We start from the raw sequence: 19,184 nt of genomic DNA, 5'->3' as shown, positions 1-19,184 counted from the left end.
TCAGTTCCGGTCCGGCCCCCCGGCTGCCCGGAAGGCGCGGCGGTAGGCGGCGGGGGTGGTGCGCAGGGCCTCGTGGAAGCGGCGGCGCAGGTTGACCGCCGAGGAGAGGCCCACGCGGTGGGCGATGGTCTCCACCGGGAGGTCGGTCTCCTCCAACAGCGCGCGGGTGGCGGCGAGTCGGCGGTCCAGCAGCCAGCGGCCGGGGCTGAGGCCGAGCTGTTCGGTGAAGCGCCGGGTCAGCGTCCGGGGCGAGAGCTGCGCCCGCAGCGCCATCTCCGCCACGCTCACCGGCTGGTCCAGCCGCCCGGACAGCCACTCCAGCAGCGGTGCCAACGAGTCCGCCACCGGCCGCTCGCCCTCGCCCGGCAGCTCGGCGTACTGCAACTGGCACCCCTCCCGGTGCGGCGGCATCACCAACTTCCGTGCCACCCGCAGCGCGTGGGCCGCGCCGTGGTCCGTCCGCACCAGGTGCAGGCACAGGTCCACCGCCGCCGCCGAGCCGGCGCTGGTGGCCACGTCCCCGTGGTCCACGTACAGCACCGCCGGATCGACCCGCACCCGCGGATGACGGACCGCCAACTCCCCGGCCCGCGCCCAGTGCGTGGCCGACCGGCGCCCGTCCAGCAGCCCGGCGGCGGCGAGCACGAAGGCCCCCGAGCAGAGCCCGACGATCCGCGCCCCGCGCCCGTGCGCCCGCCGCACCGCCGCGCACACCGCCTCCGGCACCTCTCCGGCGCCCCACCCCGGGACCAGCACCGTGTCGGCTCCCTCCAGCGCCTCCAACCCGGCGGTGACCAGCAGCTCGTACCCGGCCTCGCTCCGCACCGCCCCCGGCCGCTCCGCGGCGACCCCGAACGCGTACCGCTCCGCCCCGCCCTCCCGGAACACCTCGGCGGCGCACCCGAGCAGGAACGCCGACTGCGGCGCCGCCAGGAGCGCGACCACCCGGTGCGGCGCGGTGGACTTCCCCGGCCTGCTCGACCTACCTGACCTGCTCGACCTGCTCGACCTGCTCGGCGGCGTCATGGCGTGAAAGTACCCCATGATGTCGTTCCGGACACTGGGGCCGCCTCCCGGCCACCCCCATGATCGACACCGTGACCACTGCCCAGCTCTCCCGTCCCACCGCCCAACACCCCCTCTGGAACCGGCGGTTCGCCCTCTACTTCACCGCACGGGCCGTCTCCCTCCTCGGCGACGCGATGATGCCGGTGGCCACGGCGCTGGCGGTCGGGGCCCTGTACGGGGTGTCCGGCGTGGGAGCCGTCCTCGGGGCCTGGACGGGGACCTTCGTGCTCCTGGTCCTCTTCGGCGGGGTGCTCTCCGACCGCCTCGGGGCGCGGCGGTTGATGGTCGGCGCGGACCTCGTCCGGGTCGGCACCCAAGGTGCCCTGGCCGCGGCCTTCTTCGCCGGACCGCCGCCCTTCTGGCTGCTGGTCGCCCTGGCCTCGGTCGCCGGCGCGGCGGTGGCGATGTTCCTCCCGGGCGTCAACGGCATGGTCCCGCTGGTCGCCCGCGACCCCCAGCGCGCCAACGCCACCCTCAAGGTGGCCGACGCCCTCGCCCACCTCCTCGGCCCGGCCCTGGCCGGCCTGCTGATCGCCCTCACCGACGCCGGTGCGGTCTACGCCGTCGACGCCGCCACCTTCCTCCTCAGCGCCCTCTGCCTCGGCCTCCTCCGCCTCCCCGACCCACCGTCCCTTCCCCGCACCTCCCTCCGCGTCGAACTGCACCAGGGCTGGCGGGAGTTCCGCGACCGCCCCTGGATGTGGTCGGTGATCCTGATCTGGCTCCTCTACGGCGTCCTGCTCTTCGGCCCCCTGGTCCCGCTGAGCTCGGCCCTGATCGGCGCCCGGCTCGGCCCCGGCAGCTACGGACTGGCCGTCTCCTTCCTCGGCGTCGGCACCGTCCTCGGCGGCCTGCTCGCCCTGCGCCTGCGCCCCACCCGCCCCCTCGCCGCCGGCGCCGCCGTCCTCGGCCTCTACACCGCCCTCCCCCTCGGCACCGCCCTCACCACCTCCCTCCCGCTCCTGCTCACCGCCCACGTCCTCGGCGGCGCAGCCCTCGCCTTCTGGTCCGTCATGTGGGCCACCAGCGTCCAGACCCACACCCCGCCCGCCGTCCTCAACCGCGTCTCCGCCTACGAACTCGCCGGCTCCATCACCGGCATCACCCTGGGCCAACTCCTCGCCGGCCCTGCCACCCACCTCGCCTCCCCCTCCCACCTCCTGCTCCTCTCCGCCGCCACCTGCCTCACCGGCTGCGCCGCCCTCCTCGCCGTCCCGGCCGTCCGCGGCCTACGGCGCGCGCCGTAACCCGGATGCCCCCGGGGCCCGTCGCTGCTACCGTGCGCCGACACCGTCATGATCATCTAGATGAGGGAGACACGATGCGTCTCAGACGACTGGGCACACTGCTCACCGCCGCCGTGGTGGCGGCAGCGCCCCTGACGCTCACTCAGGCGGCCCGGGCGGCCCAGCCCGGGGCGGGAATCGTCCAGATCGTCGCCCACGAGGACGACGACCTGCTGTTCATGAACCCGGACCTGTCCAACAGCATCAAGGCCGGCATACCGATCACCACGGTCTACCTCAGCGCCGGCGAGGCCACCGCCGGCGTCGAGTACGCCAGGCAGCGTCAGAACGGCGCGCTGGCGGCGTACTCCCAGATGCTCGGCGTGACCTGCCCGGACGCCTGCTGGAACTTCGGCGAGGTGACGTTCGGCACGCACACCGTGGAGCGCTACGCGCTCGGCAACGTCAACCTGTACTTCCTCGGCCTCCACGACGGCGGGGCGGACGCCTACCAGGGGCTGGGGGCGCTGAACCGGATCTGGAACGGCGGCACCGAACCCACGCTCGCCATGGCCGACAACGGCAGGTGGCCCCAGTCCTACAGCAGTGCCGGGCTGGACGACGTCCTGACGCGGATCCTGGCCTCCGCCAACCCCACCCTGGTCCGGATCCAGGACCCCGCACCGGACCCGCTGCTGGCCGGAGAGCTCGGCTTCAAGCCCGAGTTCCACGGCGACAACCCCGACCACACCGCCGCGGCCCGGTTCGCCGACAAGGCCGTCGGCCGGTACGGCGGGACCGCCCCGCAGCGCGTGGTGGTGGAGCACTACCGCGACTACAACATCCAGGACACGCCCGCGAACCTCTCCAGTGCCGCGGCCCTGGAGAAGGTCACGACCTTCGAGGGCGCCTACGCGCCCAACGACCCACTGCTGCCCAGGGACCCGTCCACCGGTGAGTTCCCGTCGGCCTGCAACCCGGCCGGGGCGAGCAACGCGTACTACCAGTGCTGGGAGTCCCGCCAGCAGTACCGGACGCCCCGCTCCACCCAGTCGGTGATCTCCGACCGGAACGGCTGGCTGCACGCCTTCGCGGTGGAGAGCGGCAAGCTCTTCGAATGGCAGGAGAACTCCTCCGGTGCCTGGACCGGGCCGACGGTCCACGCCCAGGCACCCGGGCCGCTCGCCGCGGGCGTGTCGGTGGGCCGCGACCAGGACGGTCGGATCGAGGTCCTCGGCCAGCGGTCCGACACCGGCGCGATCGTCTCCAACTACCAGACGGCGGCCGGCGGCTGGGCGTGGGGATCGCTCGGCAGCCCCAACCTGCCCACCGACGCCCTGCAGGTCAGCGCTCCGGTCGCGGCGTCCAACGAGGACGGCCGGCTCCAGGTGTTCGTCCGCAACGCGGGCGGCGGGATCAGCTCGACCTGGCAGACCACCCCCAATGGTGGGTGGAGCGGCTGGGCCGACATGGGCGGCAGCGGCATCCAGGAGGCCCCCGCCGTCTTCACCACCAAGGACCGCCGGATCGAACTCTTCGGCTTGGCGCCCCGTAACGCCGGCGCCTCGGTGCTGCACTGGTACCAGCCCGCGACCAACCAGCCCTTCGTCCGGGGCGGCGACCTCCCGGTCGCACCCACCAGCGCCCCGACGGTCGCGATGGACCAGGACGGCAGGCTGGAACTCCTCTACCGCCAGCTCGACGCCGTTGACCCGCTGGTCGACCTCTCGGCCAAGTCCTACACCATGACCCTCTGGCAGACCTCCCCCGGCGGCGGCTGGGCCGCCGCGGCGGGCGCGCTCGGCGGCGGCCCCGACGACGGTGGCGTCGGCGCACCCGCCGCGGTCACCCGCGGCGACGGGCGGATCGTGGCGTTCGTCCGCAACCTCGGCGGAGGGATCAGCGTGAGCGTCCAGAACGCCCCGAACGGAGCGTTCGGCAGCTGGGCCGACCTGCGCGGCCCCGGCGCCGCCGGCCAGATCGTCGGCGTCCCCGCCACGGGCGTCGACCGCAACGGCCTGGCCGACCTCGTCGCCCTCGGCCTCGACGGCCGGATGTACCACAACCGCCAGAACACCAACGGCTCCTTCTCCCACACCAACTGGCAGCCCATCGGCTGACTCAGCCCCGACCACCGGGCGGACGGCGGCCCGGCTCCCGTCACGGGCGCCGAGCCGTCCCGCCCGCGCCGACCACCACCGCGATCGCGCCACGATCTTTCCCACTGCTTTCCGGGGAAATTGACGATCCATCAGGCCCGGGTATTGTCATACTTCGCGGATGACCGAACAGCTGGCCGAGCGCGCCCGCCACTGGCTCGCCGAGTGCGGCATCACCGAGACCCCCGCCGGCTGGACCGACGCCGAGGCCCCGGGGCGCCTGCTCACCGCCAACGAGGTCGCGCACGGCTGGACCGGCGCGGTGTTCGCCGACGCCTCCCTCGACGCGGACCGGCAACTGGAGCTCGCCTTCGGCCTGTTGGACCTCCTCGACGACTACTGGGTGACCTGCGAGATCCGCTTCGCGGACCGCGGCCCCGACGGACCGCTGCCCCCCACCACCCTGTGGGCCGGCTACCGCCGCCGGCTGGAGGCCGAGCGGGACGCCGAGGCCGTCACCTACTCGCTCTGGGTCGACTGGTTCGAGGACCGCACGACCGCCGGGACGGCCTTCGCCGAGGTGCTCGGCCTCGACCTCGACCGGATCGTGGCGACGGGCGGCCCGGCACCCCTCCTCCGCCGGGCCGGCCGCGTCCTGGCCTGCTCGGGCCCCGTCCCCTGGCCGGTGAAGCGGCGGGCCTATGCCACCGCCCTCCGCCTCCCGGCCCTCCACGAGCCGCTCTTCCAAGGCCTGCTGACCAGCTACCACGATCTCTACGGCGACCTGGAACCGACCGCCGCCCTCGCTCTCCTCACCCGCCTCGACCTCCCGCCGGACACCCCTCACCTCCACGAACTCCGCACCGTCCTCACCGCCGGCCACCGCCACCACTCCACCGACCCACAGGCCTGGGACGCCGCGACCCGCGCCCCGGCGCCCCGGCCGGCGGCCCGATGACCGGGACCCCCGGTAACCTGCCCGCCATGGACGACACCTCCGTGGCGCGGTTCTACGACCGGCTCGCAGCGGACTACCACCTGATCTACCGCGACTGGGAGAGCTCGGTGGCGGCCCAGGGCGCGGCGCTGGACGCGGTGATCCGCTCGACCCTCGGCCCCTCGCCCGCCACGGTGCTGGACTGCGCGTGCGGCATCGGCACCCAGGCCCTCGGCCTCGCCCTGCGCGGCCACCGGGTCACCGGCACCGACCTGAGCCCGGCGGCCGCCGACCGCGCCGGGCACGAGGCCGACCGGCGGGGGCTGGCCGTCCCGACCTCCGCCGCCGACATGCGCTCGCTCCCGTTCGAGGACGCCGCCTTCGACGTCGTCGTCTGCGCCGACAACGCCCTGCCGCACCTGCTCACCGCGGAGGACGTCCGCGCGGCCCTCGCCGAGATGCGCCGGGTGCTGCGCGACGGCGGGCTGCTCCTGATCAGCACCCGGGACTACGACCGGATCCGGCAGTCCCGCCCCACCTCGACCGCCCCCCAGGTCAACGGCGAGGGGAACGAACGGACCGTCACCTTCCAGCTCTGGCACTGGCACGAGGACGGCGAGCGCTACGACCTGGAGCACTTCCAACTCCTCCCCAAGGGCGAGGACTTCGACGTCCAGGTGCGACGCACCACGTACTGGGCACTCCCCCAGGACCACCTGTCCGACCTGGCTGTCGAATCGGGCTTCACCTCGCCCACCTGGCTCCCGCCCGAGGAGAGCTCCTTCTTCCAACCCCTCCTCACCGCCCGGGTCCCGCCCGCCTGAACCGATCGGCCGCCCGCCGCGCATCCGGCGCAGTACCGTGGCGTGGTGAACGAGACGTCAACCCCGGTGGCAGGTATGACAGTCAGCGTGCGGACGCGCCAGGACGTGGTGATCGTCGACCCGGAGCGCTTCATCGCGTCGGCCCGCGCGGCCTACCGCGAGACCTCTCCCGGGATCACCGAGGAGCAGGCGGCGGAGCACGTCCACGACGTCCACGGAGCCGTGTGGGCCCTGATCGACCGCTTCGGCAAGCTCGCGGCCGACGCATCACCGTTCCCCGGACTCCCCGGCCACCGGGTCCTGGACCGCTCCGACGGCCTCTCCCCGGCGGGCGAGCGCCAGTTGATCGTGCTCACCGATCCGCAGCCCTTGCAGGACTACGGCTGCTTCACGCCCGAGGCCTACGACCCGTTCGCCGTCCCGCCAGGCACGTAGCGCCGTCCGCCGCGGAGCGACCGTCCTGTTTCGACCGACCTGCGCACCCTACGGTGCGTCAGGGAAGCGGTGGCCGGGGGCCCGCGAGCAGCCGGGTGCACTCGGCGAGGGTCCTGCCACTGACGGGCTCCTCCGCAACTCCCTTACCTCGTAACCCGGCCGAGCCCGGTCCCAGGCGATGGCCTCGGACCGGGCTCGGGCACTGCTACTGATGAGGGTGGCTGGCCAGCGAAAGTCGACAGGGCCCCTCCTACGGAGCCTTCTCCACTCCGCAGAGGACTCCATAGGAGGGGTCAACCGATCCCGCTACGCGCACTTGCGGATGGTCACCCGGCCACCGTTCTTGGTCATCTCGCTGGAGTGCGGCGCGAGACAGAGCCCCGTCCACTGGTTGGCGAAGGTGTAGGTACCGCTGATCTTGGTCGGGTTGACCGACCAGAGCTGGTTGCCCGAGTCCCAGCGGGTCTCGCAGCCCCACCACATGAGCTGGGTGTTCTGGCCGGGCGGGGTGCCGTTGTTGTAGGGGACAGTGAGGCAGTAGCCGTTGTTGTTGCGGATGGTGAAGTAGCCGTTGCTCGCCTTGACGGCGTTCCACTTCTGCGCGGCCCCGCCGTCGCAGGTACGCTGCACCACGAGCCCGCCGTTGGGGACGGTGGGGCCGATGGCCAGGCACTTGCCGCTCAGCAGGTTCTTGTACGGACCCTTGCCGCTGGCCGACCACATGTCGTAGGTCTTGGTGGTCGGGGGCTCCTGCCCGCAGATGTCCCTCAGCTCCGTGTCGGTCATCTTGCGGCTCTGGTACAACCAGGCGAAGGACCGGCTGGTGTCCGGCACCCGGACGACCGCGTTCTTGACGAGCTCGTTCTTGTTGCCGTCGTAGCGGGCATCGATGTCGACGACCGCCTCGATCAGCGGCTCCCTGACCTCGATCCAGCCGACGCTGCCCAGGGGGACCGCAGCGGTGTGCGTGTGGGTGTCGCTGGTGCTCCAGGTCCAGCTCCAACCGAGCTTGGGCCCGACGGAGGCCTCCCAGTCACCGAACTTCTTCTTCCCGCCAATGTCGAGGCCGAAGGAGAAGCTGGTGGAGGAGCTCTTGGTTCCGGCGACGCTCACGCTGCCGCTACTGGTGCAGCCGTAGGCGATGGGGCTCTTCCCACTGCCGAGCTTGTCGGGCATGGTGGCCTCGCCCCATACCTGCTTGCTGCTCTTGAAGGTGAGGTAGCACTCGGGGTCCCAGTAGATGATGTCCCCGGCCTGCGTAGGCCTCGGGTCGGCGCAGTCCTCGACTACCTGCGCGGGCGACTTGGCCGCCGCGAACGCCGTCGAGGTCAGCGGGAAGTAGCTCATTATCAAGGCGAGCACCACGATCGCCTTCTTCACGTTCTTCACGAGGCGTGAGCTTAGGGATCATGAATGGCCGCTGAGAAAACGCCGTATGTACCTTAGGGCTGTCCCGTAACTACGGCGTGGTCTTCACGCCTCGGACATGGATGACTCGGTCGGGTTCACCCAGGCTGGGGCGGTTGATCCGACCACGTCCGCGGTCGATGCCCTCGGCCGCGAATCGCTTCTGCAGCCCAGGAGGGGCGAGCGGCGTCTCGAAGCCTTCACTGAGGCCTCGCCCGTTGTCGGCGTACTCGTAGCGGACTGCGTAGACCCTCCCCCCGTGCAACCACTCACAGCGGACCAGGGGCCGCGCAAGAACGGCCTCGAACCAGGTGGCTGTACGGGTCGCCGTGTCCGTGGGGTCGCCGGCAGCGGTGAAGGTGAACTCGGTTGGCGCGTCGGGGAGGGTGAAGGCCTGGTTGTGGAGCGTGTCCGCGCGGACGGCGGTGCCGTCGAAGTGGGCTCCGATGGTCAGTACACCCTGGTTGCGTTCTGGATCGTCGATGTCCAGGTAGGCCAGCAGCTCGCGGTACGGGGTGTACGGGGCTGGCAGCAGGACTGTGCTGAGCGGGTCCACCGGCCAGGCGCTCGCGCGGGTGGCGAGGACGGCCGCGAACTCCTGCTGAGCAGGTGTCAGCTCGTCCGTCTCGTGTTCGAACCAGGGAACTTGTTCCACGGCCGCACTCTACTGGGCGCGGTGTCCGCGCAGGCTGGTGAGAAGGAGGTTGTGGAGTCGGGCGATGCCGAGCACGGCGTGGTGGACGCCGCTGCCCCTGATGACAGAGCGAAGCGGCTCGATGACCCAGCGGCAGATTGGCGGCGCCCTCACCGTGCCCGATCAAGGCACCACGGGTCAAGCAACGTCAACCTTCCACCCAGGCAAGGAGGTTCCACCATGACGATGCCACCCCAACCTCCGGAACGCCCGCCGGGCCCGATGCCACCGGGCCGTACCAGCACGCCCGGGCGTCCCACCAGGTAGTTCACCACCAGATAGGAGACCCACTCATGAGCGGCAAGCACGGAGACGGCAAGGGCGGCGAAAGCGGTGACAAGCAGCAGTCTCCCCGGGAGTCCGACGGCCAGTGGACCAAGCCCGTCCCACCCGCACCGAGCAAGTAGGCGGATCACCAACCCATGGACAAGTACGCACAGTTGCTCGCTGAGATGACCGCGGCGGGCACTCTGGGCACGGAGTGGCGGGGTGCCTTCGAGCGCGCCCCGCGCTCTGCCTTCCTTCCGAACGCGGTCTGGGCTCCGGATCCCGACGGACCGACCGGCTACCGCCGTACGACCCTTGCCGCCGATCCGGAGGGCTGGTGGGCCCTGGCCAACGCCGACGACGTCGTGGTCACCCAGGTGGACGACGGGACCGCCATCGGGCCGGGCGTCGCCACGTCCTCGGCATCCGTGCCTACCCTCGTCGCCGTGATGCTCCGTCACCTGGACGTGGTCGACGGACACTCCGTGCTCGACGTCGGGACTGGCACCGGCTGGACGAGTGCCCTGCTCTGCGCCCGGCTCGGCTCGGCTCGGCGACCACAGCGTCACCACCATCGAGGTGGATCCGAACTTGGCCGCCGAAGCCGCCCACCGACTGAGGGCAGCGGGCTTCGCGCCGACCTGTGCCGTCGGCGACGGCCTCGCCGGGTGGCCCCTCGACGCGCCGTACGACCGGATCCATTCCACCGCCGCCGTCCAGCGCATCCCGCTCCCCTGGCTCCGGCAGACCCGCCCCGGCGGCGTCATCGTCACACCCTGGGGCACCCCGTACGCCAACGCCGGCCTGCTCCGCCTCACCGTCGGCGCCCCTGACGCCGCCTCACACGGCCGTTTCGTCGACGCCGTCAGCTTCATGTGGATGCGGGCCCACCGTCCCGACGTGCCGACGGCCGCACCCGCCGCGCCCACCGCGCCCACCCATCTCAGCCCCTCCGCCATCGACCCCGACCTCGCGTTGGAGACCGTCCACTCCGCTTTCGCCATCGGCCTTCGCGTGCCCGGAGTCCGCTACCAGCACCGCTGGGACCCTGCGGACCCGAGCACGACGTACCGCATCCAACTCACCGACGCCGCAGGCTCTCTGGCCACCGCCCGCCACCACCGATGGCAGGCGCCCGACGCCGTCCGTCAGTCCGGCCCGCGCCGTCTCTGGGACGAGGTCACGGCAGCCCGCAGTCGGTGGCTCGAGGATGGACGGCCCGACCTCACCCGTTTCGGGGTGACCGTCGCCCCGGACGGCACCCAGACCGTCTGGCTGGACGACCCCGACCACCCGGTGGCCTGACCCGCGACCGTTCCGTAATCCGGTGGACCCTCAGCGGCGGGCGGGTCACAATCCCGGGGAACCACAACAGGGGGAGCTTATTTGCACGTGTTCGCGTGTGCCGGGTGCGGCACCGAACTGACGGCGCCGGTGTCCCGGGTCGCCCTGCCCGTCCACACCCACCACGGCGCGTGGGAGGAGCTCCATCCTCCGCTGATGGAACCGGCGACGTACGCCGTCGACCCCTCGCCCACGGGGCCGCCCTGGCGGCTGTGGCAGGACGTCGGAGCCGAAGTGGCGGCCCGTCAGGGAGTGTTCGCCCCGGTGTACTCCGTTTCGTTCGGCGCGCGCGGCAGGATCGTGATCGCGCCCGGTGACTCGAGGTCGGTGGCCCTGATCCCGGAGAGGTGCGAGGGCTACTGCCGGGGAATCGACGGGCGGGACGGCCCGAACCTGGCCTGCGAGGGGTGCGGCCGGGCGGTGGCGACCCGGATCGACGACTGCGGTTCGTGGCAGACCGTCTGGCTGGAACCGGACGCGGTCGTCCGCCGCCCCTCGGGGCTCCCGGCCGGCCCGCAGCCCTCCTGGGCGGACCTGGCCCGCGCCGAGCACCGCGTCCCGCCCGTCGATCCCGACGGTTGGTGGAGCCGGCGCTGGGAGGCCGCGATCGGCGTCGCCCTCGCGCACCTGGTGGCGGCCACCGACGGCCGGCCCGTGACCCTGCCCGTCGGCCCGGTCGCCGAGCTGCTCGGCCCCGCCGTGGCCCGATGCCTTCCGGCCGGGCCGGACCCTCTCTCGGTGGGGTTGGCCGGGCCCGGTCTCCCGGAGCCCCGGACCCGCCGGGACGTCCTGCTCGTCCCCCGTCACCCCGGCAGCGGCGAGCCGTGGCGCCCGACTGACCGTCAGGCGGCGGTGGTACCACTGGACAGCGGAATCTGGGCGTACCTCACCGGTCCGGAGGAGACCTCGCCGGTCCCCCTCACGGGAGTGCTCCCGCCGGGCATCCTGCGCGACGACTACCCACTCGCGCCGCGCCCCTGGCACCCGCTGCGGCCGGACCCCAGGGCCTTCAGCCACACCCTGGTCCGCCTGCCCGCGATCCGCAGCCCCCGGCTGCACCGGTACCGCGACGAGTGACGGCCCGGCCATGGAGCGTCAGCCGCGCGGGGCGGACAGGAGTTCACGGCCCCGTTCCGGCGTGAGCAGGTCGGCCGGGACGAAGCGCCAACTCGCCCTCCTCACCGGGGTAGTGGATGCGCCCGGGCGGGCATAGCCGAGGTACTGGTGTCCGCAGCGTGGGCGATCCTTGGGGGAGTCATGACGGGTGACCGTCCCGGTGCGGCCGGCCCGGCCCGCCGCACCTTGCGCCAGAAGATCGCCGTCTGGTGCACGGCCCTGTACCACCATCATCCGGGACTGGTGGTCATCGGCGGCCCGATGCTGCTGCTGACGGCGTTGATCCTGCTGTTCGGTCTGGTCACCGACAACACCCCCAAGCCGTGCCCACCCGGCAAGGTGTGCGACTTCGTCCGCTGAGCTCGAGCTCGGGGTCCCACCGCACGTCGGGCTCGGTCGTGGGCTCGGTCGTGGGCTCAGTGGTGGGCTCAGTGGTGGGCGAGGACGCAGAACTCGTGCCCCTCGGGGTCGGTGAGGCAGGTCCACGGGACGGCACCCTGGCCGAGGTCCAGGGCGGAGGCGCCGAGGGCCGCCACCCGGGCGACCTCCAGGGCCTTGTCGTCACCGGGGCCCGGCAGCAGGTCGAGGTGGAGCCGGCCGGGTCCGACCGGCGGGCCGTGGACCCGGCGGAACTCCAGGACGGGGCCGGTTCCTTCGGGCGCGCGGAGAGTCGCGCGGTCGTCGTCCAGCGCGTGCACGGTCCACTCGGTGGCCTCGCCCCAGAAGTGCGCTGCGGCCCGCGGGTCGGTGCTGTCGAGCACCACGGCGGCGATCGGCCCGGTGTCCCGGTCCGCCGTCCGGGGCTCCCGCACGCAGAACTCGTTGCCCTCGACGTCGGCCAGTACGGTCCACGGAACCTCGCCCTGGCCGATGTCGGCACGCGTCGCCCCGAGGGCGAGCAACCGCTCGACCACGGCGGCGTGGTGGGCGGGCGAGGTGGTGGCCAGGTCGAGGTGGGTCCGGTTCTTCGTGGCGGGCTTGGCGTCGGGGACGGGGACGACACAGATGCCGAGGCCGACCGGCTCCGGCCAGACGGACCCGCCCGCAGGGCCGGTGTAGGTGGTGACGCCCGGGCTGTGGACGGGCCAGCCGAGGGCGGCGGCCCAGAAGCGGCCGACCGCCGCGCTGTCGACGGCCTTGACGTTCACGTGGACGGGTCGCAGTGCCATGGAGGCGATCCTAGTGAGGCCGGACAAAACAAGCAGGCATGCTTGATTTGTTCCTGAGGGCCTGTCAGGCTGCTCCGCGTCGGGCAGGGCCAGGCGGCAGGAGGGGGCTCGGGGTGCTGCGGATCGGGAACGCGTCGGGGTTCTACGGGGACCGCTTCGCGGCGGTGCGGGAGATGCTGACCGGCGGGCCGTTGGACGTGCTGACCGGGGACTACCTGGCCGAGTTGACGATGCTGATCCTGGCGCGCGACCGGCTGAAGGACCCGGGCCTCGGCTACGCCCGCACCTTCCTGCGCCAGTTGGAGGAGTGCCTCGGCGAGGCAACCGACCGGAACGTGCGGATCGTGGTGAACGCGGGCGGCCTCAACCCCGCCCGGCTCGCCGAGGCGGTGCACGAGTTGGCGACGAAACAGGGCATTCCGCTGGCGGTCGGCGTGGTGGAGGGGGACGACGTCCTCGGCCGGCCAGGCCTCCCGGCCGGCCTGCTGGCGGCCAACGCCTACCTGGGCGGTCGCGGCATCGCCGAGTGCCTGAAGGCCGGCGCCCAGCTGGTGGTGACGGGCCGCGTCACCGACGCCGCACTGGTGAGCGGCCCCGCCCAGGCCCACTTCGGTTGGGGCGAGGGCGACTTGGACGCGCTGGCCGGCGCGGTCGTGGCCGGGCACGTGCTGGAGTGCGGAGCCCAGGCCACCGGCGGCAACTACGCCTTCTTCGGCGAGCACGACGTCACCCACCCCGGCTTCCCGATCGCCGAGCTGCACGCCGACGGCTCCAGCTTGATCACCAAGCACCCCGGCACCGGCGGCGCGGTCACCACCGAGACCGTCACCGCCCAGCTGCTGTACGAGACTTCGGGTGCCCGCTACGCCGGTCCGGACGTCACCGCCCGCCTCGACACCGTACGCCTCACCCAGGAGGGACCGGACCGCGTGCGGATCCACGGGGTCAGGGGCGAGGCTCCGCCCCCGACCCTCAAGGTCGGACTCAACCGGCTCGGCGGCTGGCGCAACGAGGTGGTTTTCGTCCTCACCGGCCTGGACATCGAGGCGAAGGCCGAGCTGGTCAGGCGCCAACTCGCGCGCAGCACGGCCGAGCTCGACGCCCGGTGGACGCTCGCCCGGACCGACCACCCCGACGCCGCGACCGAGGAGACCGCCTCCGCGCTGCTACGGCTGACCGTCCGCAGCCGGGACCAGCACGCCGTCGGCCGGGCCCTCACCTCCGCCGCCGTCGAGCTCGGTCTCTCCGGCTACCCCGGCTTCCACGTCACCGCGCCTCCCGGCCCGGCCACCCCGTACGGCGTCTTCGAGAGCGCCCACCTGGAGGCGGCCACCGTCCCGCACACCGCCGTCCTCCCCGACGGCTCCCGGCGCACCATCGAACCACCCTCCACCACCCAGGAGTTGGAGCCCGCCGAGGCACCACCCCTCCCGCCCCCGCCGCCGCGCGGCACGCCCACCCGGCGCGCCCCGCTCGGCCGCGCCTTCGGCGCCCGCAGCGGCGACAAGGGCGGCGACGCCAACCTCGGGGTGTGGGCCCGCACCGAGGCGGGCTGGCGCTGGCTGGCACACGAGCTCACCGTCGACCGGCTCCGCGAACTCCTCCCGGAGACCGCCCCCCTGACCGTCCGGCGGCACCTGCTCCCGCACCTGCGCGCCGTCAACTTCGAACTGGTCGGCCTGCTCGGCGAGGGGGTCGCCTCCCAGCACCGCTTCGACCCGCAGGCCAAGGCCCTGGGCGAGTGGCTGCGCGCCCGCCACGTCGACCTCCCGGAGGAGCTGCTGTGACCACGCTGCCCACCCGCCTCGACCCGTCCTCCCCCGAGTTCGCCGAGCACCGCGCCGCGATGCTGGCCAAGCTGGCCGAGCTGGACACCGAGCACGCCAAGGCGCTGGCCGGTGGCGGCCCCAAGTACCTGGAGCGGCACCGGAGTCGGGGCAAGCTCCCGGCCAGGGAGCGGATCGAGCTGCTGCTGGACCCGGGCTCGCCCTTCCTGGAACTGTCGCCGCTCGCCGCCTGGGGCAGCGACTACCCGGTGGGGGCGGCGCTGGTCACCGGGATCGGGGTGGTCGAGGGCACCGAGTGCGTGATCACCGCCAACGACCCGACCGTGCGCGGCGGGGCCAGCAACCCGTGGACCCTGCGCAAGGCGCTGCGGGCCAACGAGATCGCCCTCGCCAACCGCCTTCCGCTGGTCAACCTGGTGGAGTCCGGCGGGGCCGACCTGCCCAGCCAGAAGGAGATCTTCATCCCGGGCGGGGCGCTCTTCCGCGACCTCACCCGCCTCTCCGCCGCCGGGATCCCCACCGTGGCGGTGGTGTTCGGCAACTCCACCGCCGGCGGCGCGTACGTGCCCGGCATGTCCGACCACACCGTGCTGGTCCGCGAGCGGGCCAAGGTCTTCCTCGGCGGGCCGCCGCTGGTGAAGATGGCCACCGGCGAGGAGTCGGACGACGAGTCCCTGGGCGGCGCCGGGATGCACGCCCGCACCTCCGGGCTGGCCGACCACCTGGCCGAGGACGAGCACGACGCGCTGCGCACCGCCCGGCGGATCGTCCGGCGGCTCAACTGGCAGAAGGCGGGCGCCTCGCCCGAGCTCACGGCCGCGCCGCCGAAGTACGACGAGGAGGAGCTGCTCGGGCTGGTCCCGGCCGACCTCAAGGTGCCGTTCGACCCGCGCGAGGTGATCGCCCGGATCGTGGACGGCTCGGACTTCGACGAGTTCAAGCCGCTGTACGGGCCGAGCCTGGTGACCGGCTGGGCCGAGCTGCACGGCTACCCGGTCGGCATCCTCGCCAACGCCCAGGGCGTGCTGTTCAGCCCGGAGTCCCAGAAGGCGGCCCAGTTCATCCAGTTGGCCAACCAGCGGGACATCCCGCTGCTCTTCCTGCACAACACCACCGGCTACATGGTCGGCCAGGCCTACGAGCAGGGCGGCATCATCAAGCACGGCGCGATGATGATCAACGCGGTCTCCAACAGCAAGGTCCCGCACCTGTCCGTGCTGATCGGGGCCTCCTACGGGGCCGGGCACTACGGCATGTGCGGGCGGGCGTACGAGCCGCGGTTCCTGTTCGCCTGGCCGAGCGCCAAGTCGGCGGTCATGGGCCCGCAGCAGCTGGCCGGGGTGCTGTCGATCGTGGCCCGGCAGTCGGCGGCGGCCAAGGGGCAGCCGTACGACGAGGACGCCGACGCGGCGATCCGGGCCATGGTGGAGCAGCAGATCGAGGCGGAGTCGCTGCCGGTCTTCCTCTCCGGGCGGCTCTACGACGACGGGGTGATCGACCCCAGGGACACCCGCACCGTACTCGGAATCTGCCTCTCCGCGATCCACAGCGCCCCGGTGGAGGGCGCGCGCGGCTACGGCGTCTTCCGGATGTAGGCAGCTACCGGACATCAGAACAGAGGGACTGACGGATGATCACATCGGTACTGGTCGCCAACCGCGGCGAGATCGCCCGCCGGGTCTTCCGCACCTGCCGGGCGCTCGGCATCGCCACCGTCGCCGTGCACTCGGACCCCGACGCGGACGCCCCGCACGTGCGGGAGGCCGACGCGGCCGTGCAGCTGCCCGGCGCCACGGCGGCGGAGACCTACCTGCGCGGCGAGCTGCTGGTGAAGGCCGCGCTGACGGCCGGGGCGGACGCCGTCCACCCCGGGTACGGATTCCTGTCCGAGAGCGCCGAGTTCGCCCGCGCCGTGCTGGATGCGGGGCTGGTCTGGATCGGGCCACCGCCGGAGTCGATCGCCGCGATGGGCTCCAAGACGGCGGCCAAGCGGCTGATGGCCGCGGCCGGGGTGCCGGTGCTCGCCGCCCCGGCCGAGCCGACCGAGGCGGACCTTCCGCTGCTGGTCAAGGCGGCGGCGGGCGGCGGCGGGCGCGGCATGCGGGTGGTGCGCCGGCTGGCGGACCTGCCGGGCGAGTTGGCGGCCGCGCGGGCGGAGGCGGGGCGGGCCTTCGGGGACGAGGAGGTGTTCTGCGAACCGTACCTGCCCGACGGTCGGCACGTGGAGGTCCAGCTGCTCGCCGACGGGCACGGCACCGTGTGGGCGGTCGGCGACCGCGACTGCTCGCTCCAGCGCCGCCACCAGAAGGTGATCGAGGAGGCCCCGGCGCCAGGCCTGTCCGACGCGCTGCGCTCCGAGCTGCACCGCGCGGCGGTCGCGGCCGCCCGGGCGATCGGCTACCGGGGCGCCGGGACGGCCGAGTTCCTGCTCGGACCGGACGGCCGCTGCTGGTTCCTGGAGATGAACACCCGCCTCCAGGTGGAGCACCCCGTCACCGAATGCGTCACCGGTCTCGACCTGGTGGCCTGGCAGTTGCGGATCGCCGAGGGCGCCGCCCTGCCGCCGGAGCCGCCGGCCACCCGTGGCCACGCGATCGAGGCCCGGCTCTACGCGGAGGACGCCGAGCAGGACTGGCGGCCGCGCACCGGACGGCTGCACAGGCTCGAAGTGCCGGGAGTCAGCGTGGAGTTCGAGGTGTCACCGGCCGAGAGCGGCCTCCGCCTGGACTCCGGGGTGGACGGCGGGGCCGGCGGCGGTACCGAGATCGGCCCGCACTACGACCCGATGCTGGCCAAGCTCATCGCCTGGGCACCGACCCGGGACGAGGCGGCGCGGCTGCTCGCCGCCGCGCTGGACCGGGCCCGGATCCACGGGCCGGGCAGCAACCGCGCGCTGCTCACCGCCGCGCTTCGCCAACCCGCCTTCCTGGCGGGCGAGTTGCACACCGGCTTCCTGGCCGCCCACGACCTGACGGGCCACCGGCCCGACCAGGCCCTGGCCGCCCTGGTGGCCGCCCTGGCCGGCGCCGGTGCCGGCCCGTTCCCGCCGGGCTGGCGCAACCTCAGCTCGCAGCCGCAGCAGCGCCGGTACCGCTCGGAGGACGGCACCGAGCACCTGGTCCGCTTCCGGCTGGACCGCTCCGGCCTGCACGCCGAGGGCTTCGCCGACCTCGAACTCCTGTCCCGCACACCGGAGTCGGTGAGCCTGCGGATCGCCGGGGTCACGCGGAGCTGGCAGCTGGCCCGGTACGGGGACCAGCTGTACCTGGACGGGCCGACCGGCGCCGTCGCGCTCACCGAACTCCCCCTGCTGCCCGAGCCGGTGGCCACCCACGCCCCCGGCGCCCTGCTCGCCCCGATGCCCGGCACCGTCACCCGCACCGGCGCCGAGCCCGGTGAACGCGTCACCGCCGGGCAGCCGCTGCTCTGGCTGGAGGCGATGAAGATGGAGCACCGGATCAGCGCGCCCGCCGACGGCGTGCTGGCCGAACTCCGCGTCGCCGTCGGCCAGCAGGTCGAGCCCGGCACCCTGCTCGCCGTGGTCGAGAGCTGACCCACCCACCCGACTGTCCCCGCACGGAAGGACCACCCTCATGTCCGCGTCCGCACCGCTGCCCAGCACCGTCGAACCCGAGGAACACCAGGCCCTGCGCCGGGCGGTGGGCGACCTCGCCCGCAGCTTCGGCCCCGAGTACTTCCGCCGCAAGGCGCGGGCCGGCGAGCCGGTCGAGGAGCTCTGGGCGGCGGCGGGCAAGGCCGGCTACCTGGGCGTCAACCTGCCCGTCGAGTACGGCGGCGGGGGCGGCGGCATCGCCGAACTCGCCATCGTCCTTGAGGAGTTGGGTGCCGCCGGCGCCCCCTTGCTGATGATGATCGTCTCCCCGGCGATCTGCGGCACCGTGATAGCCCGCTACGGCACTCCGGAGCAGCGGGACCGCTGGCTGCCCGGCCTGGCCGACGGCACCCGGCTGATGGCCTTCGGGATCACCGAACCGGACGCCGGCTCCAACTCCCACCGGATCACCACCACCGCCCGCCGGGACGGCGGCGACTGGCTGCTGACCGGCCGCAAGGTCTTCATCTCCGGTGTGGACCAGGCGGACGCCGTGCTCTTCGTCGCCCGCACCGAGGACGCCCGGACGGGGCGGCTGAAGCCCGCGCTGTTCATCGTTCCGCGCGACACCCCAGGCTTCGAGTACCGGGCGATCCCGATGGAACTCGTCACCGCCGAGCGGCAGTTCCAGGTTTTCCTGGACGACGTCCGGCTGCCGGCCGACGCCCTGGTCGGCGCCGAGGACGCCGGACTCGACCAGCTCTTCGCCGGCCTCAACCCGGAGCGGGTGATGACCGCCGCCTTTGCCCTCGGCCTGGCCCGCCAGGCCCTGGACATCGCCACCGACTACGCCCGCACCCGCACCGTCTGGGACGCCCCGATCGGCGCCCACCAGGCCGTCGCCCACCCGCTGGCCCAGTGCGCGATCGAGATCGAACTGGCCCGCCTGATGACCTCCCGGGCCGCCCAGCTCTACGACCTCGGCCACCACCAGGCAGCCGGCGAGGCCGCCAACATGGCCAAGTACGCCGCCGCCGAAGCCGCCTGCCACACCGTCGACCAGGCCGTCCACACCCTCGGCGGCAACGGCCTCACCCAGGAGTACGGCCTCGCCTCCCTCCTCACCGCCACCCGCGTCGCCCGGATCGCCCCGGTCAGCCGCGAGATGATCCTCAACTACGTCTCCCAGCACACCCTGGGCCTCCCGCGCTCCTACTGATCCGCCGCCAGGGGTGCCCTCGGCCCGGCCGGAGGCACC

The 19,184-nt window shown here is 73.1% G+C and carries 17 protein-coding genes and 1 pseudogene; 14 read left to right on the top strand and 4 right to left on the bottom strand.

The window, feature by feature from the left end:
* Nucleotides 1-888 (bottom strand): helix-turn-helix domain-containing protein, encoded by an 888-nt coding sequence (locus ACWCYY_RS26650; RefSeq protein ID WP_449797518.1) that lies wholly within the window; start codon nt 886-888, stop codon nt 1-3.
* Here ACWCYY_RS26650 and ACWCYY_RS26645 point away from each other — a divergent pair.
* From ACWCYY_RS26645 to ACWCYY_RS26620, 6 genes are all read left to right on the top strand, one after another.
* Entirely contained in the window at nt 791-1,033 is a 243-nt protein-coding gene (locus ACWCYY_RS26645) for a hypothetical protein (RefSeq protein WP_449797519.1), read from the top strand. The genes ACWCYY_RS26650 and ACWCYY_RS26645 overlap by 98 nt on opposite strands.
* Before the next feature lie 64 nt (nt 1,034-1,097).
* Complete coding sequence (locus ACWCYY_RS26640; RefSeq protein ID WP_449797484.1) at nt 1,098-2,315, top strand: MFS transporter; 1,218 nt, start codon at nt 1,098-1,100, stop codon at nt 2,313-2,315.
* A 74-nt stretch (nt 2,316-2,389) separates the two neighbouring features.
* A complete protein-coding gene (locus tag ACWCYY_RS26635) occupies nt 2,390-4,414 on the top strand; it encodes a PIG-L family deacetylase (protein ID WP_449797483.1) in 2,025 nt (674 codons plus the stop codon).
* A 160-nt stretch (nt 4,415-4,574) separates the two neighbouring features.
* Nucleotides 4,575-5,351, top strand: a complete 777-nt coding sequence (locus tag ACWCYY_RS26630; RefSeq protein WP_449797482.1) for a hypothetical protein — start codon at nt 4,575-4,577, stop codon at nt 5,349-5,351.
* A gap of 26 nt (nt 5,352-5,377) precedes the next feature.
* Nucleotides 5,378-6,154 (top strand): class I SAM-dependent methyltransferase, encoded by a 777-nt coding sequence (locus tag ACWCYY_RS26625; protein WP_345290844.1) that lies wholly within the window; start codon nt 5,378-5,380, stop codon nt 6,152-6,154.
* Between the two features lie 87 nt (nt 6,155-6,241).
* Nucleotides 6,242-6,589: a hypothetical protein gene (locus tag ACWCYY_RS26620; RefSeq protein ID WP_449797481.1), complete on the top strand. Its 348-nt coding sequence runs from the start codon at nt 6,242-6,244 to the stop codon at nt 6,587-6,589.
* Between the two features lie 306 nt (nt 6,590-6,895).
* Here the strand turns inward: ACWCYY_RS26620 and ACWCYY_RS26615 are convergent, their stop codons facing one another.
* Together ACWCYY_RS26615 and ACWCYY_RS26610 are read right to left on the bottom strand one after the other, a co-directional pair.
* Nucleotides 6,896-7,978 (bottom strand): RICIN domain-containing protein, encoded by a 1,083-nt coding sequence (locus tag ACWCYY_RS26615; protein WP_449797480.1) that lies wholly within the window; start codon nt 7,976-7,978, stop codon nt 6,896-6,898.
* 70 nt (nt 7,979-8,048) lie between these two features.
* Nucleotides 8,049-8,651, bottom strand: a complete 603-nt coding sequence (locus ACWCYY_RS26610) for a hypothetical protein (protein ID WP_449797479.1) — start codon at nt 8,649-8,651, stop codon at nt 8,049-8,051.
* A gap of 461 nt (nt 8,652-9,112) precedes the next feature.
* Here ACWCYY_RS26610 and ACWCYY_RS26605 point away from each other — a divergent pair.
* The 4 genes and pseudogenes from ACWCYY_RS26605 to ACWCYY_RS26590 form a co-directional block, all read left to right on the top strand.
* Nucleotides 9,113-9,484: pseudogene (locus ACWCYY_RS26605) on the top strand (methyltransferase domain-containing protein); the annotation flags it as partial.
* Nucleotides 9,477-10,262, top strand: coding sequence for a hypothetical protein (locus tag ACWCYY_RS26600; protein WP_449797478.1), 786 nt, complete (start codon nt 9,477-9,479; stop codon nt 10,260-10,262). The pseudogene ACWCYY_RS26605 and the gene ACWCYY_RS26600, both read left to right, overlap by 8 nt.
* Before the next feature lie 195 nt (nt 10,263-10,457).
* Complete coding sequence (locus ACWCYY_RS26595; protein WP_449797477.1) at nt 10,458-11,378, top strand: hypothetical protein; 921 nt, start codon at nt 10,458-10,460, stop codon at nt 11,376-11,378.
* A gap of 180 nt (nt 11,379-11,558) precedes the next feature.
* Entirely contained in the window at nt 11,559-11,777 is a 219-nt protein-coding gene (locus tag ACWCYY_RS26590) for a hypothetical protein (protein ID WP_449797476.1), read from the top strand.
* 68 nt (nt 11,778-11,845) lie between these two features.
* Here ACWCYY_RS26590 and ACWCYY_RS26585 read toward each other — a convergent pair whose 3' ends face one another.
* Entirely contained in the window at nt 11,846-12,586 is a 741-nt protein-coding gene (locus ACWCYY_RS26585; protein ID WP_449797475.1) for a VOC family protein, read from the bottom strand.
* A gap of 113 nt (nt 12,587-12,699) precedes the next feature.
* On the opposite strand from ACWCYY_RS26585, the gene ACWCYY_RS26580 reads away from it, so the two are divergent.
* The 4 genes from ACWCYY_RS26580 to ACWCYY_RS26565 are packed head-to-tail and all read left to right on the top strand — an operon-like array spanning nt 12,700 to nt 19,145.
* A complete protein-coding gene (locus ACWCYY_RS26580; protein WP_449797474.1) occupies nt 12,700-14,373 on the top strand; it encodes an acyclic terpene utilization AtuA family protein in 1,674 nt (557 codons plus the stop codon).
* Nucleotides 14,370-15,968: an acyl-CoA carboxylase subunit beta gene (locus tag ACWCYY_RS26575; RefSeq protein WP_345290833.1), complete on the top strand. Its 1,599-nt coding sequence runs from the start codon at nt 14,370-14,372 to the stop codon at nt 15,966-15,968. The genes ACWCYY_RS26580 and ACWCYY_RS26575 overlap by 4 nt, the downstream gene beginning before the upstream one ends.
* A 35-nt stretch (nt 15,969-16,003) precedes the next feature.
* Entirely contained in the window at nt 16,004-17,926 is a 1,923-nt protein-coding gene (locus tag ACWCYY_RS26570; RefSeq protein ID WP_449797473.1) for an acetyl/propionyl/methylcrotonyl-CoA carboxylase subunit alpha, read from the top strand.
* 40 nt (nt 17,927-17,966) lie between these two features.
* Nucleotides 17,967-19,145 (top strand): acyl-CoA dehydrogenase family protein, encoded by a 1,179-nt coding sequence (locus ACWCYY_RS26565; protein WP_345290831.1) that lies wholly within the window; start codon nt 17,967-17,969, stop codon nt 19,143-19,145.
* Nucleotides 19,146-19,184: the final 39 nt, after the last annotated feature.

The sequence above is a fragment of the Kitasatospora sp. NPDC001664 genome (assembly GCF_053596675.1).
This window is presented reverse-complemented; position numbering and strand designations above follow the sequence as displayed.